Genomic DNA, 15,187 nt, shown 5'->3' with positions numbered 1-15,187 from the left:
AGAATCGATGGATAAGGGGGGTGGAATCAAATGCAACGTTGGCAACAACGTCTTTTAGCCATCATCATTGTCTTATTGGTGATCGTTCTTGGCTTTGATGTTTCCTTGTATCATGCCATTCAATATGAGCCCAGCGAATTAGCTGTGAATTATCGAAACATAAAAGATGATAAAATTCCTACTTCCATGAATGATGTATCCATTTTGTATTTTACCGATCTACAATATGGCAAATTTGAAGATAAAGAACGATGCGATCGTGTATTTGCCAAAATCAAAGAATTGAATCCAGATATTCTGATTTTTGGTGGAGATGTATTGGACACCAATACGACGTTTGATACGAAAACACAAAAATATATCCAAAAGAAATTTAAAGAGATCCAAGCACCATTGGGTAAATTTGCGGTATGGGGCGAAAAGGATCAAAGCCATAAAACGGAATTAAAGAAAATCTATAAAAAAGCTCAAGTGGAAGTTTTAGATAACCGCCAAGTAAGTTTATACAATGGCTCTTCTTCTGGCATTCGTTTGATTGGCTTATCCAGCACCAGCGGTATTTCCAGTGCCACCCAGAAATTATCTTCCCAAACATTTAATCTTTTGGTTTGTCATGAACCCGATATTTTGGTGGATAGTTCCTTAGCTTCCAAACATATTTCATTGGCATGGGCTGGTCATTCTCATGGTACCCAGATTACTTTCCCTTTGATTGGGCCTTATAAAACGGTTTCAGGAGCCTCGAAATTAAATCGGAGTCATTCGACGGATTTGAGTTTTGACTACGACATTTCAACAGGAGTTGGTTGTACCAATCTGGATGTTCGTTATGGTGCCAAACCAGAAATTAATTATTATATATTGAAGAAATAAAAAAAATAGCTTATCATATGGACTGTCAAGACAGGGGTGTCCACTTGGACTGAGATGCAGTGCAATCCCTTATGACCTGATCTAGGTAATACTAGCGTAGGGAGTCTTAAAGTCTTTAAGTTCCTTACGCCTCAATGGAGGTGTTTTTTTATGAAAGATTTATCAGTGAAAGATCTTGTTTTGATGGCATTCTATGTTGCCCTATTCATGGTATTGGATATTTTTGTCAATACATTAGGTTTCCTACAAATGCCACAAGGTGGTAGTTTAGGTGTTTCTACCGTTGCCTTATTATTGGCTAGCTATCATTTGAGTTGGAAGAAAGGTACAGTTGTTGCGATCGTAAGTGTGTTCTGTCAATTTGTGACGGGTAGAATGTATTTATTAGGATTTACCCAATTCTTATTGGATTACTTCATTGCCTTTAGTGTGTATGGATTGGCTTGTTTATTTCCTAACTATAAATATTTCTATTCAGGTGTATTGATCACAAACGTCATTCGTTTTATTTCTTCAACCATTAGTGGTGTTGTCTTCTATAAGACCACATGGATGGGATCCATTATTTATCAAGCCTGGTACATGGTACCAACAACCATTATTGGTTTGATCTTGGTTCCTTTATTGATGAAATCATTAGCACCACGTATGAAAAAAGCATAATGACGCAGAGCAATCTGCGTTTTTTTCATGAAAAAAAGCTGCCTTGGAAAAGACAGCTTATACATTTTCGGATACGATCTTGGTATTATTTACATTTCTGATTTTTTCGATCCATAAAGACAAACCAGCTTCCATTAAAAAAGCAACAAGAATACTATTTACTTGACCAATGCCAAAGGAAAGATAATTAGCCGCAATACCAAGTCCCCAAGCCAGGAAAGCTTGCCATTTGACTTGAGGGATCATTCCCCCATCTAGTGATGGATAGCCGTTTCGATAAGTCACGAGATAATCGGCAATGAATACACCGCCTAAAGCCGGGATGGTGGTGGCTAAAAAATTGATGAATTGACCAAAATAATTGTAGAATCCCAAGACTGCGCCTAAGGTGCCTAAGGCTCCAAAGCCGATGACCAGATACTTTCGATCAATCGATAAAGTATTTCCTAACGATAACGAACCGGAATAGACACATCCTTGAGCCGTCGACCAAATATTGAGGATCATGACAAGAAAAGCTGGAGCCAATAATCCTTGGGATGCCAATACATAGGTAATATCGGAATAGCCAGTGGCAATAGCACCAACTGCACTTAAAATGATCATTAAGGGATTGGCCAACATCATCGCAATAAACATGATGATCAAAGTCTGTTTCTTATTTTTCGCAAATCGTAAAACATCCGGGGTAAAAGAAACTGCGCCACATACAAAGGAGCCAATCGCAAGCGAAACCAAGGTATTGAAGGAAGCTGGATTTTTGAGTTGGATTGCAAATAAAGCATCCATTCCACCGGTACTTTTCACACTCAGAACAATGGATAGGATTCCAAAGATCAAGACCAATGACACCGCAATATCACTAAGCTTTGACATCCAGGACATACCAAATAAGGCGGTCGTGGTCATTGCAATACCAGCCAATATGGCAATCGGAATAATGGGTAAAAAAGAAAATAACGCATGAGAAGCTTGTCCAATCATATAGGCATCCACAGAAAACCATCCAATCAAGGTCACAACGATCATCAAAGAAATGATATGGGATCCTAAGGAACCAAATGCATAGCGGCAGATCTTGCCAAACGTCAAGCCAGTTTTTAAGGCAATCAGTCCCATAAAAGAACCGAGGATCAATAAGATCACACTGCCCACGGCCAATGCTTGTAACAAGGTCGCAAAATCGGTAGAAATTCCCATTGTACCGCCTACTTGCATACCGGTAACCACAAAGACGTAGCCAATCCAGACAACACAAATTTCTAAAAAACCTTTTCTTTGTGATAGGGGTACAGCTTGTTGGGTAAATTCCACATCTTTTTTCTCATCCATAGCATTCACTCTCCTTTCGAAAACAAAAAAAGCCATAAAATGAATTTTCATTTTATGACTTCTTTGCCTGCTTTGCTTTGGATATCTGCATATTAGCATACAAAAAATGAGTTGTATATGGATAGATTGTATGTATTTTTTATAGTTTTTTATAGATATTTTACCCATAATACTTTTTAAGATTCATGACATTCATAATTTCGCGACGAGCATTGAAATTATTGAGATCCACATCCAACAACATGGCAATCTTTTCCAATCTTTGAAGCAACGTATTTCGATGAATAAATAATTTTTGACTGGCTTTTGCCACATTAAAATTACATTCTTGATAGACATTCAACGTTTCAATCAAATCAATCGAATGATGTGTCTGATATTCTTGTAAAGGTGCTAAAAAATCCATGATATATTGTTTGATATTATGGTCATTATCAACATCATCCAATAATGTCAATAAACCGAGTTCATCATAAAAAAGAATCTGTTTTTCTTTTGTGACCATCAAATAACGCAAGGCACGCAATGCTTGATAATAGCTATTTTGATACTTCATCAGATTTGTACAAACATCACCAATTCCAATATATACATCTTCTGTTGCTAGAAGACTTCGCAACTGATTTTTGAGTTGTTTCTTTTCGCAATAGGGATAAAACACGATAAGATGTTCATTTTGTTCTAGATACAAAATTCTTTTATCTTCACGAAAATGTTTCTTTAATGCTTCATATCCTCCTTCTTTTTGAAAGACCAGACATTGATGGGGACTCCGAAGATCATATCCATAATAATCGGTTTGTTGGAGAATCTGTCCAGGATTCACATTCGCAAATAAAATATTTCGCATGATATCCATGATGGTTGATTCTTTTCTTTCTTCGCGAACAATAAAGTCATAGACCGTATTTAAGATTGGACCAAATGGTACATCCCAAGAAAGTGTAAAAATGGGAAGTTGATATTGGTTGGCAAGATCAATGGCTTCTTGTGGAATCTTAGGTATAAAGGTTTGACTGATTTCAAAGGCGATGCATGCTGCATTGGCTTTGTTCGCATTTTCGATCACCTGCAACATATTTTCTTTTTGATCCAGGCCTAAGCCTACCCCATTGATCAATAGAAATTCACCGCCGCCCATCCAATCGGAAAAGTTCATCAATTGGGCAATATTGGGTCTGGTCACAATACGATAGAGTCCTTGTTCGCCGGCCACTAATTCTAAATGGTTGTGCTTAAAAAAATCCAGATTCATGATATCTTCAACTGTAGCCATAGAAGACCCTCCTTTTTTGCATTGTATAATTTAACCATAATTTGTCAATGATAGATAGATACTTTATACATTGTCAAAGAGAAGCTTTCCGATTATGCTAAAAACATCAAGACAAAGAAGTCATTTTCCAGCATGACTTCTTTTTATTTTGAGGAGGTTAGAACATGAGTAAAAAATATTGGGAATGGCAACCATCGTTTTCGATTCGTTCCGAAGACACTGCTTTTTTGATCGTGGACATGCAAAAGGGATTTGTCGATGAAGGAAGTTATTTAGAAGTACCTATGGCACGCACCCAAGTAAAGATAATTCGTGACTTTCAAAATTTTTGTCATCGATATCAAATTCCCGTTTATATGTCCGTCTTTGCGCAAGGACCAGACTATTGTTACGATTTTTATTGGCAAAAGAACAAAGAACGAGGTCTCATCAATGCCAAAGGCGAATATAAATTTAAGATTGGCAGTCCTGAATGTGAGATCACCGATGCCTTAGCACCCACCCTTTCCGATACGATATTTACCAAATATGGCTATGATTGCTTTGCTCATACGGATCTAGAAACTTGGTTAAAGAAGCAAAATATCAAAACGTTGATCATTTGTGGTACAGTCGTCAATTGGTGTGTGGACAGCACGATTCGCAGTGCCTATCACAAAGACTACAACGTCGTCGTAATGGCGGATGGAGTCAGCGGTTATGATCATGCCGGAGCAAGTGGACAACAATGGGTCGATATGGAATTGGATCTATTTGGTGAAGGGTTTGCTCGTGTACTTCAAGAAACGGATCTAAAAAAAGAGATCGAAGCAAATAAAAAGAAGGAGGAGGACTCCTTCTAATCGATGATTTCAATGGTCTTGATCTTTTGTTCTTTTTTCGGACGATCCATCCAATCGGTCTTAACAGACGCAATCGCATCCAATACATCGAAACCACTCGTTAATTTTCCAAACGCCGCATATTGTCCATCTAGATGTGGTGCATCTTGATGCATGATGAAAAACTGAGAACCGGCTGAATTTGGATCCATTGTACGTGCCATCGATAAAACACCACGTGTATGTTTTAGATCATTGTTAAATCCATTGGCACTAAATTCACCAGGAATCGTATAGCCAGGGCCGCCCATACCGGTGCCTTCTGGATCGCCGCCCTGAATCATAAAGCCTTTGATGATGCGATGAAAGATCAAACCATCATAAAAATGTTTATTGATCAAGTCTACAAAGTTTTGTACTGTTTTTGGAGCTACATCAGGATACATTTCAAATTCCATGATATCGCCATTTTCCATTGTGATTTTTCCATTAATTACATTCATATTCTTTTTCCTTTCATTTAAATCGTTTACTGTTTAATAACCAGATCAAAGAGCCCACACAAAGTAGAACGGAAACCAACGTTGGGAACCAAACATAAGGAAGTGGCAAACGAACATTCATACCATAGAAAGCATAAACAATATTTGGCAAAGACAAGACGATGGTCACGATAGCTAATAATTTCATGACCTGGTTCAAATTGTTTGAAATAATACTATTGTATGTTTCGCGCATTTGCGACAAAATGCCGGAATAAATGTTACACATTTCATTTGCCTGATTCATTTCAATCATGACATCTTCCCATAATTCTTCATCTTCTTCATACAATTTGATTTGTTTTCCTCGATGGATTCGATTCAATGTGGTTTCATCGGATTTTAAAGAAGTTGAAAAATACACCAAAGATTTTTCAAGTCCTAATAAGCGTAAGAGTCCATCGTTATCCAGATCTTCTTGTAGATCTTGTTCGGTTTGGGTCGATAAACGATCAATTTGACGCAGACACATCAAGAAACGTTGTGAAATGTATAAACACAGCGTCAATAAAAAACGAGTCTTCAAACGCGTATCCACAAACTTACCAAGATGTCGACGTAAGGTGTTGATACTCCAACTTTCGTATAGAGAAATTGTGATAATATAGCCATGCATCAAAACCACGCCCAATGGACATGTAAAATATTCATTGGCACCACTATCGATTCCTTTCATACTTGGATAGTCAATAATGACCAGGGTTTGTTCCAAATCATCATCATAATCAATATGGGATGATTCCTCTTCATCTAAACTGGATTGGACAAATTCTGGTAAGACGCCTACATGATCGGTCAAAAAGCGTTTTTCTTCCATGGATGGAGCTACACAATTGATCCAACAACCTCTTTCGGGCATATCCAATTGTTGCGTGCCTTCTTCTGTCGTCTTAAAGTATTCAATCATGTGAGACTCCCTCCTTTCAAAAAAAAGAGCAAGGACAAACCTTGCTTATTCTCTCAAATGCATAAGCCATGTTCTGTATATGCAGTCATTTATCTATATCTTTCGATATCATCTTTCGATATCCGGCCATCCTTTTGATTCATTCTGGCCGACTCCCCTACCAAATTTGGGTTTCTCGCTTGTGGGGTTTACCCGTTCCACCTCGGATGTTTCCATTCGAACTCGTCTCTGTGGCACTTTCAAACTCGCTTCCTTAGTTTCCCTTAGGATTGAAGTTGCCGTCAATTGAATGGCTTCAACTGCCTAGACTTATTGATTCATCTAGCACAAACACTACGATCATCGCAGATCGTGCGAGCATGGACTTTCCTCTAGCTATTGCCAGCGACTGCGGATTTAAGAGTTGTTTTAGTTTTCTTCTTGTTGCACTTCTTTTGGTTGCGCAACTTTTGGTTGTTCTGGTTCCACTGTTTGTGGTGCAACCATTTGTGGTTCTACCTTTTCGTGTTCATGCGCTTGGGCTTGATGCTGTGCAGCATTGTTGTTTTTACGTTTGTTCTTTGAACCACGGTATCCACCATTATAACGATTGTTGTGGAATACAGCTTGTTCCAAACGACTGATTCGTTTTAAGATATCCACTTGATCACTGTTATTAGCGGCAACCATACCACTCTTCATTTGATCACGTAGTTTACGATTGTCTGTATTTAATTCGACGATTTTCGCTTGCAACTCATTGATTTTTTGTTCATAACGAGTAATAGCTTGCGACAATTCCTCGATTTTTTCATCATATTCCTGATAATCTTCAATGACTTGATCCAAGAATTCATCAACTTCTGCTGGTGCATATCCTTTTAGATCCACATGGAATTCTTTGGAGTATACATCTTGAGCAGTTAAATTCAAGTTATTTGCCATATATTCATTCCCCCAATACTAATACACATTATGCCTTTTTAAAGCTAAAAAATCAACCCACATTATTCAGATCGCAATACTTCCACCGGATCTTTTTTCGAAGCAATTCGCGCTGGAATCAAGCCGGCTAATACGGTCAGTCCTAAACTAATCAAGATCAAGATCAAACCACCTTGCCAAGGCAATCGCGCAATATTGGCAATGTGTGTTTTTGAATATACGACCGTATTAATTGGAATATTCAAGATTAATGTAATCAGGATACCCATAATACCGGAAGTCAAGCCAATGATAAAGGTTTCGGCATTGAACACGCGCGAAATATCTCGTTTGGAAGCTCCCATGGCACGTAAGATACCAATTTCTTTGGTTCGTTCCAGAACCGAAATATACGTGATGATACCAATCATGATACTAGAAACGATCAACGAAACACTCACAAAGCCAATCAAAACATAACTGATCAAATCAATGACACTGGTTACCGATTTCATCATGGTGCCAACTACATCATTATAGGTAATGACATTATCGGTTTTTCCGGCTTTCTTTTGTTTCTCATTGTACTTTGTGATCAAATCACTGACTTTTTCTTTCTTATCAAAACTGGATACATACATATTGATAGCACTTGGTTTATCCGGATCCATATAACCTAGTTTGGTCATATTGGAATCATAGGTAGCACTCGCATTTTCGGACATCGTTTGTGCATACGCTAACATTTCGGATTGGGATAATCCAGCCAATGCACTGGCATTATCACTGCTTTGTTGGGCACCAAATGCTTGTCCGGTAAATACATTGGTTTGTGGATTGTTCTTTTGTTCCTGATAAATTGCCGATTGTTCACATTGGGTAGCTACATAATTCTGCATGGCCGATGTGTAGTAAACACCACCATAGAACTGTTGATTGGCCGTCGATTTTTTTGGACGAATGATACCCACGACTTTTACTTCCTTGGATTTAGAAACAATGCTCTTTAAAGCCTCTTGATCCTGAGAAGCATCGATCCAGACTGAATTTTTTTTCTGATATAAATCGGTATTTAAAACCAAACGGAACGTTGTATTCAATAATTCTTTCTTTGTATACGTAGGCATCTTAGTGGTAGGCATCTTATCGGTATTTCCAGCAATAAAATCACGATATGCATTGACTAAATCGTCTTGGTTCATCAATCCCAAAGAATAAAGCGCATAATCACTGATTTCATTGTTTTGATCCACCGCTAAGACTACTTCATTTTCATTGGTTGCCCACTTTCCACCAGTCAATTCAAATTCATCATCTCGTAATTTTTGACTATCCGGTAATTTTGTCCATACAGACTGTCCTGAACTGTTGCCACTGATTTGGGAAGTTGCTGACAACATATCCGACATACCTAAACGTTGCAACAAGCCATTGGGACTGACTTGAACCAAACCGGATTGGGTATTTTCATTGTAAACTTGTAAAGGCAGATCATATTGATATTCAATCGCTTTGGTTGCTTTTTTTAAATCTTTCCCTTCGGAACTTTCCAAATAGGATTTAAAAGCGGATATATTGTTCTTTTTTGAATTGGATACCGAATCCAAAATATCTTTGACCATTGGCTGGGTATGAATTTTTCCATCTTTTTTGGCTTTTGTATTTTGCATGTTCATCATAGTCGAAAGCATAACGGACATATCGGTTGAATAGTCTTTGATCTCGATGGGATAACTGGCCATAGTATCATTTTCAACTTGGTTAATATATAGTTGCATACCATTGGATAATGACAAAACCAAGGCAATCCCAATAATTCCGATACTGCCCGCAAAAGCAGTCAATAATGTTCTTGCTTTTTTGGTCATGAGATTAGTCATACTTAATGATAAAGCTGTTTTAAATGACATCGAAGGTCGACGTTGATCATCGGGATGTGGATGGATCTCGGTTTCATCCACAGGTCGTGAATCCGATTGAACTTGTCCATCGAATAGACGAATGATACGCGTCGAATAATCTTGTGCCAAGGTTGGATTATGGGTAACCATGATCACCAATTTATCTTTGGCAATTTCTTTTAAGAGTTCCATGATTTGAACACTGGTTTCCGAATCCAAGGCACCGGTTGGTTCATCGGCCAAGACAATATCAGGATCATTGATCAGAGCACGAGCAATCGCCACACGTTGCATCTGTCCCCCAGATAATTGGGCCGGGCGTTTATGGATTTGATCGGCTAATCCCACTTTTTCTAAAGCTTGGATGGCTCTCTCTTTTCTTTCATTTTTTTCTACCCCGGTCAAGGTCAATGCCAATTCAACATTGGCCAAGACCGTTTGATGCATGATCAAATTATAACTTTGAAAAACAAATCCCACATGATGATTTCGATAGGTATCCCAATCTTTCTCACTATATTCTTTGGTGGATTTTCCATTGATAACTAAATCACCTGATGTATAATGGTCCAAACCACCCAATATATTTAGAAAGGTTGTCTTACCGCAGCCGCTTGGGCCTAAAATAGACACGAATTCACTATCACGAAAGGTCAAGGATACATCGCGTAAGGCATGTACGACCTTGTCACCACTTGGATAGTCTTTGATGATATGTTTACAAGTAAGCATAAATTTTCTCCTCTAGTGAATTGTTTTATTATATCATTGATGTTGAAAATAAAAATATGCAGATAGCCTTTACTATCTATATCATACCATAGCAAAGATTGAATGTTCGTTCATTTTCAAGTATAATCATTCTGATGAGTACAATCAAATATCCAAATGGGACAAAACATGCCCAAATGGGCTTAACTTCCGACTATCACAGTGGTCGTGGTATGCGTTTAGAAAATGATTTAAATGATTCCAATGCCTATTATCGAGCGGTTGATCGGGCTTTGATTTATAAAAAGCCGACACCCATTCAAGTGGTGCGGGTGGATTATCCCAGTCGAAATCGAGCCAAGATTGTCGAAGCGTATTATCGAACACCGTCAACGACTGACTACAATGGGGTCTATCGAGGTCGATATATCGATTTTGAAGCCAAAGAAACCCAAAATAAAAAGAATTTCCCTTTATTTATGGTACATCCTCATCAAATTGAACATTTAAAAAAAGTTCATTTCCATGGTGGTATTGGTTTCTTTCTCATTCGTTTTACGGCTTATGACTGTACATATTTGGTTGATTCAGAAATCTTGATCCATGAAATTGAGACGATGGATCGTCAATCGATTCCTTATGCATGGTTTGAACAATATGGACATCCAGTTCATGAAGGATATCAACCTCGTCTTGATTATTTGTCGATCGTAGATGCACTCTATTTTAAGGAGGAACGTCATTATGAAAAAACGCAGAAGTAATGACACAGAAACACCTAAGAAAATGAAGCGGCGCTTAGATATATGGAATAAGATTGCAGTTGTGATCTTGACCTTATTCTTAGTAGGCTGTATTTCTGTTTTCTTCGTATTAGTCAATATTATCAATGATCCTGAAGGTATGCGTTTTAGTCAAGATGGTTTACAAGCCATGTCCAATTCAAGGATCTATGATACCAATGGCAAAATGATCTATGAATTTGGTTCAGAAATTCGTGATGATGTTAAATATAAGGAAATCCCTCAATCTGTAATTGATGCTTTCCTTTCCATCGAGGACTCTCGTTTCTTCGATCATAACGGATTTGATTTGCCACGATTCTTATCCGCAGCGATTACCGATTTACGATCGGGTGGATTTGCCCAAGGGGGTTCCACATTGACCATGCAGATGATCGATAACTCATTTACCAAAAACCAGGAAGAAAAAATCATTAAAGAAAAAGGATCATTAAGTCGATTTGACCAGGTCAAATTAAAAGTACAAGAAATCTACTTGTCTTTGATTGCGGAGCAATCCGTCAGCAAAGAAAAGATATTCGAGTATTATGTCAATCGAATCTGGTTTGGTTCCGGTAATAATACGCGTGGTATACAAAAGGCGGCCCAGTACTATTTTGGCAAAGACATCCAAGACGTCAACTTGGAAGAAGCTGCTTTCTTGGCTGGTTGTATCAATGCACCGGGTCAATACAATCCATTGGCAAATAAGACCGATCCCGATACGGACCATTTAAAATCGGGTCAAAACAGGCGGAATGCCACACTGGATTTGATGCTCCAGCACGGGTACATATCCCAGACAGAACATGATTTAGCAGTCAATACCAATTTGGCTTATGATCTAAAAGAAGAAGATACGACAACCGATGCGGAAGATCCAAATGAAGCGTATATTGACATGGTCATTCAAGAAACACAAACGTTGACTGGACAAGATCCTGCGGTTATCCCTATGGATATTTATACGTCTTTGAATACCAGCGTGCAAAAAGAAGCCGATAAAATTTGTAAGGGTGAAGTTGTTACCTTCCCAAATTCATATTTTGATGTTGGCTTCAGTATCATCGATAACACGAATGGAGAAATCTTAGCTATAGGACCTGGACGAACGTATCATACCGATTCGGTCAAGACCAACAACGCAACCGATCGTAAACAGCCTGGATCGTCCATGAAACCTTTATTGGCGTATTCTTCGACATTTGATTTATTAGGTTGGTCAACCGAACATACGGTCAATGACCAGAAGAAAGATTATTGGAAGAATGGTTCGTATGTATCCAACTCCGATGGAACCTTCTCTGGAAATATCTCCTTAGCGTATGCGTTGGGTGTTTCCAAAAATACCACAGCGGCTGCTGCGATGTTGGATTTGATCGATGCGAAAGGATATAACTATTGGATCAATTTCTGTAAGAAGCTTGGTTATGACGATGATGTCTGCGAAGACTTTACCGAACAGTATGCGATTGGTGGTGGCAGTATGTATGCCAGCCCGGTACAGCAAGCCAATGCCTATTCTATTTTTGCGAATAAAGGAAATCGAGTCGATGCCCACACGGTACGAAATGCGATTCGTCGAACCGACAACAAAGAGTTTAAGACCAATGCACAAACGACCAATGTCATTAGTGAAGATGCGGCCTTTATGATGAGTTTCTTATTGTATAAAGTCGTTCATGGTGGTTATCAAAACTTCAACGAAAAATTAACGAGTGATTATCCAGTCTATGGTAAATCCGGTACGTCTGACTGGGGTACCAGCGGTTTAGCGTATGGTATTCCACAAAGTTCAATTCGTGATGAATGGTCGATTGGTTATACCTCACAATTTACGATTGCGACATGGTCGGGTTATCCACGTAAATATGAGCAACAAGGCTATTACATCCCAACATCACAAGTCAGCGGTTTTACCCAAGCCTTTGATATTTCACATTACATGTTGGATTATTGTAAGAAATATGGAACCTATAAGAGCATTCCACAAACATCGGGTGTAACGAAATATGGTTCTGGATGGATTGAAACAAAATATGCTTCGCAAGGTGATAAAGGAGCCACGGCAAATGATCCATCTTCATCGAGTTCTTCTTCGTCGTCTAGTTCCTCTTCCGATGATGAATCGAGCAGTAGTTCAACTACACAGTCGCAACAATCGACAACAACGGAAACGCAAGATAACAACAATACCTATACCGAAGAAAATGGTTCGGGTGAAGTAACCGATGATACGAATGATCAAACCGATTATAGTAATTTTGGTGGCTTCTTCTTCACCAATAAGAAATCATTATTCAATCTATTTGATTGGCTATAAAAAAATGACCACGTAGAATTCTACGTGGTCTTTATTTATTGTTTATCTTGTAAAGCAGCATAGACTTTTTGAAATAATATCGCAAAGCCATAGGTTGTAATAAAATAGAAAATCCAGTTATGTGTCAGGATACCGAAAAAGCCGCCAACAAATACACATAAACAAATCCAAATGGATGGCTTTACATACCTAGGCATAACTATCCTCCATCCACATACGTAATGATCTCGGACACTTCTTTTCGTTTGGGGGCTGTTGGATGAATATCCGGAACACCCATCGCAATCACGCTTGTAATGATTTCATCCGCTGGAATCTGACATTGTTCGCGTAAGACTTGTTCATTGCGAATACCCATAAGAATCGTACCAAATCCCATATCATACGCTTTCAACAACAAGTTTTCACTGGCCAATCCTGTATCATAAAAGCCCCAGCCATTGCCTGCTTCATTATCTGGTGAGCCATTTTTCATAAAGCCTGCTACATCTTTTTTAAATGTCAACACAAACATGGCTACCGCATTGATCGTATGATCCGCATTTCGTTGTGGCAGACCAGCACGCATCTTATTCATGCCTTCTTCGGTTGTCGCAACATAATATCGAGGTGTTTGTGAATTCTTCCATGAAGGCGCCATTTGGCTCGCATGTACCAGTTCCTCGATTTGATCTTTTGTGATCGATCCTGGTTTAAATTTACGAATACTTCTTCGTTGTTCTAATACATCATTTGTATTCATTATCGTATCCTCCTTCTTTCATTCAATCACTCCCTGTAAAAAAATACAAGTTTGACATGATTTGACACAATTGGATCCAACATTCACATTCTTTCACATGATGCTTTGAAATTCATTCGATAGCTTTTTACTATTCTATAGATGGTCAGAAAAGACCACATATTTCTCTCTCCTAAAAATCTATAAACGATAGATGGCGATGTTCATGCATCGCCTTTTGTCATTTAAAAATAGGGCTGTAACGAATAGATGAATTTTCGGATTTATCTAGGAGCGGAAGCTCCTTCTTTTATTTTTGTCAGTCTGCCAGGCTCTGCTTTTTATACGATAATGAAAAAATGCCAATTTTTGAGCGCATTAAAACTACTTGCTCATATCTGGCATTTTTTTGTTTGTATAGTAGATGTTAGAAATGGTTTTTTTGATTGGTTTTCTGTTTCTGCATTTTATGTGTATGATATTTGCGCAGATCATGACTGATTAAAACAAGCAGAAGCTCCAATTTGACCATGGTTTCTTTCCGACGCCATAGTCTGTCATATTCCTGGTCCTGCTTGATCTGTCCGAATATCCCTTCGGCCTAGATGCTCCGCTGCTTCATCAATTCCTGACCGGTCTCCGTCATCAGGTTTTCTCTGATCTCGATCTGCATCTCGGCTAGCTTGTCGGTCCTCTGCAGGGTTCTTCCGTGTTTGGATCGCGTACACTGTGACCGCAATGGACATCCTTCACAATGTTCATTGCGATAGAACTGGATCGTTCTCGGATATCTGCCTTTGACAGATTCTTTTCTCTGTTCCAGCGTGAATGCATGTCCCTGCGGACAATAGATATTGCCTTCTTCATCCGGCTTCATCATACAGCTCTTGAACCGGTTCTTGTCCGTGACCTTTTCCTGTTCTTTGTGCATGATATGTATTTCACATACAGTTCGATATCATGTTCCTTGCAGTAACAGTAAAGGAATGTATGTATTCAGGTCTGGCATCACCGGATACATAGATATGTCGGATGCAGCCGTTGCTGCTGCCCATCTGTACATTGTATCCGGGCTTGAATACATTGGTATGATTATAATAGTCGTATTTCATATGCATGAAGGTGGCATCCGGATTGGTCTATGAAAAACTGTTCCGTCCTATCGATGGTATCGTTCTTTTCAAAATAGCGGTTCAGATCATAGAAGATCTCTTCGCTGGGCATCTTGAGGTCATCATGGATGAAACGATGAAAAGCCATATGGGAAGGTGTCTGACCATCCATGATAAATTGAAAACGGATGTCATAGCGGCAAAGAGACATAGCCATTGAGAGCAAAAGCGAGAAGAACACATTGTGTCATACCCATGCGAATTTTGATGAGAGAGGTCGAAATATTTAAATGGATTGATCGTTTCTACGACCTCTTTCA

The 15,187-nt window shown here is 38.7% G+C and carries 17 protein-coding genes, 1 other RNA gene and 1 riboswitch; of the genes, 8 read left to right on the top strand and 10 right to left on the bottom strand.

What is annotated here, in order from left to right; all coding sequences use genetic code 11:
• Positions 1–30: 30 nt before the first annotated feature.
• Positions 31–873 carry a metallophosphoesterase gene (locus EDX97_RS01295; protein ID WP_128519396.1) on the top strand — a complete coding sequence of 281 codons (843 nt, stop codon included), beginning with the start codon at positions 31–33 and terminating at the stop codon, positions 871–873.
• Between the two features lie 22 nt (positions 874–895).
• Positions 896–993: riboswitch (TPP riboswitch) on the top strand.
• 30 nt (positions 994–1,023) lie between these two features.
• A complete protein-coding gene (locus tag EDX97_RS01290; protein WP_128519395.1) occupies positions 1,024–1,536 on the top strand; it encodes an energy-coupled thiamine transporter ThiT in 513 nt (170 codons plus the stop codon).
• A gap of 57 nt (positions 1,537–1,593) precedes the next feature.
• Here the strand turns inward: EDX97_RS01290 and EDX97_RS01285 are convergent, their stop codons facing one another.
• Positions 1,594–2,868, bottom strand: coding sequence for a cytosine permease (locus EDX97_RS01285; RefSeq protein ID WP_128519394.1), 1,275 nt, complete (start codon positions 2,866–2,868; stop codon positions 1,594–1,596).
• A 160-nt stretch (positions 2,869–3,028) separates the two neighbouring features.
• Positions 3,029–4,144 carry a PucR family transcriptional regulator gene (locus tag EDX97_RS01280; protein WP_128519393.1) on the bottom strand — a complete coding sequence of 372 codons (1,116 nt, stop codon included), beginning with the start codon at positions 4,142–4,144 and terminating at the stop codon, positions 3,029–3,031.
• 164 nt (positions 4,145–4,308) lie between these two features.
• Between EDX97_RS01280 and EDX97_RS01275 the strand changes: the two genes are divergently transcribed.
• Positions 4,309–4,986 carry a cysteine hydrolase family protein gene (locus EDX97_RS01275; RefSeq protein ID WP_128519392.1) on the top strand — a complete coding sequence of 226 codons (678 nt, stop codon included), beginning with the start codon at positions 4,309–4,311 and terminating at the stop codon, positions 4,984–4,986.
• On the opposite strand, the gene EDX97_RS01270 is transcribed toward EDX97_RS01275, so the two are convergent.
• From EDX97_RS01270 to EDX97_RS01250, 5 genes are all read right to left on the bottom strand, one after another.
• On the bottom strand, positions 4,983–5,468 hold the full coding sequence (locus EDX97_RS01270) for a peptidylprolyl isomerase (RefSeq protein WP_128519391.1): 486 nt from the start codon (positions 5,466–5,468) through the stop codon (positions 4,983–4,985). The two genes, EDX97_RS01275 and EDX97_RS01270, sit on opposite strands and share 4 nt — an antisense overlap.
• A 13-nt stretch (positions 5,469–5,481) precedes the next feature.
• Positions 5,482–6,414 carry a magnesium transporter CorA family protein gene (locus tag EDX97_RS01265; protein WP_128519390.1) on the bottom strand — a complete coding sequence of 311 codons (933 nt, stop codon included), beginning with the start codon at positions 6,412–6,414 and terminating at the stop codon, positions 5,482–5,484.
• Positions 6,415–6,470: 56 nt separating this feature from the next.
• Positions 6,471–6,814, bottom strand: an RNA gene (rnpB, locus tag EDX97_RS01260) — RNase P RNA component class B.
• 8 nt (positions 6,815–6,822) lie between these two features.
• Positions 6,823–7,338 (bottom strand): DivIVA domain-containing protein, encoded by a 516-nt coding sequence (locus tag EDX97_RS01255; RefSeq protein ID WP_128519389.1) that lies wholly within the window; start codon positions 7,336–7,338, stop codon positions 6,823–6,825.
• A gap of 62 nt (positions 7,339–7,400) precedes the next feature.
• Positions 7,401–9,950, bottom strand: coding sequence for an ABC transporter ATP-binding protein/permease (locus tag EDX97_RS01250; protein WP_128519388.1), 2,550 nt, complete (start codon positions 9,948–9,950; stop codon positions 7,401–7,403).
• A 134-nt stretch (positions 9,951–10,084) separates the two neighbouring features.
• Here EDX97_RS01250 and recU point away from each other — a divergent pair, with 134 nt between their 5' ends.
• Both recU and EDX97_RS01240 read left to right on the top strand, forming a co-directional pair.
• Complete coding sequence (gene recU, locus EDX97_RS01245) at positions 10,085–10,693, top strand: Holliday junction resolvase RecU (protein ID WP_128519387.1); 609 nt, start codon at positions 10,085–10,087, stop codon at positions 10,691–10,693.
• The gene (locus tag EDX97_RS01240) at positions 10,674–13,034 is read left to right on the top strand and encodes a transglycosylase domain-containing protein (RefSeq protein ID WP_128519386.1); all 2,361 of its coding nucleotides are present in this window, start codon (positions 10,674–10,676) and stop codon (positions 13,032–13,034) included. The genes recU and EDX97_RS01240 overlap by 20 nt, the downstream gene beginning before the upstream one ends.
• A 35-nt stretch (positions 13,035–13,069) precedes the next feature.
• Here EDX97_RS01240 and EDX97_RS11625 read toward each other — a convergent pair whose 3' ends face one another.
• Together EDX97_RS11625 and EDX97_RS01235 are read right to left on the bottom strand one after the other, a co-directional pair.
• The gene (locus tag EDX97_RS11625; protein ID WP_183164216.1) at positions 13,070–13,231 is read right to left on the bottom strand and encodes a hypothetical protein; all 162 of its coding nucleotides are present in this window, start codon (positions 13,229–13,231) and stop codon (positions 13,070–13,072) included.
• A gap of 2 nt (positions 13,232–13,233) precedes the next feature.
• Positions 13,234–13,776, bottom strand: coding sequence for a nitroreductase family protein (locus EDX97_RS01235; RefSeq protein ID WP_128519385.1), 543 nt, complete (start codon positions 13,774–13,776; stop codon positions 13,234–13,236).
• A gap of 249 nt (positions 13,777–14,025) precedes the next feature.
• Here EDX97_RS01235 and EDX97_RS01230 point away from each other — a divergent pair, with 249 nt between their 5' ends.
• Entirely contained in the window at positions 14,026–14,256 is a 231-nt protein-coding gene (locus EDX97_RS01230) for a hypothetical protein (protein WP_128519384.1), read from the top strand.
• A gap of 100 nt (positions 14,257–14,356) precedes the next feature.
• Here EDX97_RS01230 and EDX97_RS12180 read toward each other — a convergent pair whose 3' ends face one another.
• Entirely contained in the window at positions 14,357–14,686 is a 330-nt protein-coding gene (locus EDX97_RS12180; RefSeq protein ID WP_128519383.1) for a transposase, read from the bottom strand.
• Positions 14,687–14,741: 55 nt separating this feature from the next.
• Between EDX97_RS12180 and EDX97_RS11615 the strand changes: the two genes are divergently transcribed.
• Positions 14,742–14,900: a hypothetical protein gene (locus EDX97_RS11615; protein WP_183164215.1), complete on the top strand. Its 159-nt coding sequence runs from the start codon at positions 14,742–14,744 to the stop codon at positions 14,898–14,900.
• Entirely contained in the window at positions 14,890–15,087 is a 198-nt protein-coding gene (locus EDX97_RS11610) for a hypothetical protein (protein WP_183164214.1), read from the top strand. Before EDX97_RS11615 ends, EDX97_RS11610 begins: the two co-directional genes overlap by 11 nt.
• Positions 15,088–15,187 lie beyond the last annotated feature (100 nt).

It is taken from the genome of Absicoccus porci (assembly GCF_003725415.1).
In the GTDB taxonomy this organism is placed as follows: domain Bacteria; phylum Bacillota_I; class Bacilli_A; order Erysipelotrichales; family Erysipelotrichaceae; genus Absicoccus; species Absicoccus porci.
Note: the sequence above shows the minus strand (reverse complement) of the source record. Positions and strands in the feature narration are given on the sequence as shown.

Bases quoted from the DNA above. Each gene is read 5' to 3' on its own strand.
- EDX97_RS01295 (WP_128519396.1), top strand. From the start codon at position 31: ATGCAACGTTGGCAACAACGTCTTTTAGCCATCATCATTGTCTTATTG.
- EDX97_RS01290 (WP_128519395.1), top strand. From the start codon at position 1,024: ATGAAAGATTTATCAGTGAAAGATCTTGTTTTGATGGCATTCTATGTT.
- EDX97_RS01285 (WP_128519394.1), bottom strand. From the start codon at position 2,868: ATGGATGAGAAAAAAGATGTGGAATTTACCCAACAAGCTGTACCCCTA.
- EDX97_RS01280 (WP_128519393.1), bottom strand. From the start codon at position 4,144: ATGGCTACAGTTGAAGATATCATGAATCTGGATTTTTTTAAGCACAAC.
- EDX97_RS01275 (WP_128519392.1), top strand. From the start codon at position 4,309: ATGAGTAAAAAATATTGGGAATGGCAACCATCGTTTTCGATTCGTTCC.
- EDX97_RS01270 (WP_128519391.1), bottom strand. From the start codon at position 5,468: ATGAATGTAATTAATGGAAAAATCACAATGGAAAATGGCGATATCATG.
- EDX97_RS01265 (WP_128519390.1), bottom strand. From the start codon at position 6,414: ATGATTGAATACTTTAAGACGACAGAAGAAGGCACGCAACAATTGGAT.
- EDX97_RS01255 (WP_128519389.1), bottom strand. From the start codon at position 7,338: ATGGCAAATAACTTGAATTTAACTGCTCAAGATGTATACTCCAAAGAA.
- EDX97_RS01250 (WP_128519388.1), bottom strand. From the start codon at position 9,950: ATGCTTACTTGTAAACATATCATCAAAGACTATCCAAGTGGTGACAAG.
- recU (WP_128519387.1), top strand. From the start codon at position 10,085: ATGAGTACAATCAAATATCCAAATGGGACAAAACATGCCCAAATGGGC.
- EDX97_RS01240 (WP_128519386.1), top strand. From the start codon at position 10,674: ATGAAAAAACGCAGAAGTAATGACACAGAAACACCTAAGAAAATGAAG.
- EDX97_RS11625 (WP_183164216.1), bottom strand. From the start codon at position 13,231: ATGCCTAGGTATGTAAAGCCATCCATTTGGATTTGTTTATGTGTATTT.
- EDX97_RS01235 (WP_128519385.1), bottom strand. From the start codon at position 13,776: ATGAATACAAATGATGTATTAGAACAACGAAGAAGTATTCGTAAATTT.
- EDX97_RS01230 (WP_128519384.1), top strand. From the start codon at position 14,026: ATGAATTTTCGGATTTATCTAGGAGCGGAAGCTCCTTCTTTTATTTTT.
- EDX97_RS12180 (WP_128519383.1), bottom strand. From the start codon at position 14,686: ATGCACAAAGAACAGGAAAAGGTCACGGACAAGAACCGGTTCAAGAGC.
- EDX97_RS11615 (WP_183164215.1), top strand. From the start codon at position 14,742: ATGTATGTATTCAGGTCTGGCATCACCGGATACATAGATATGTCGGAT.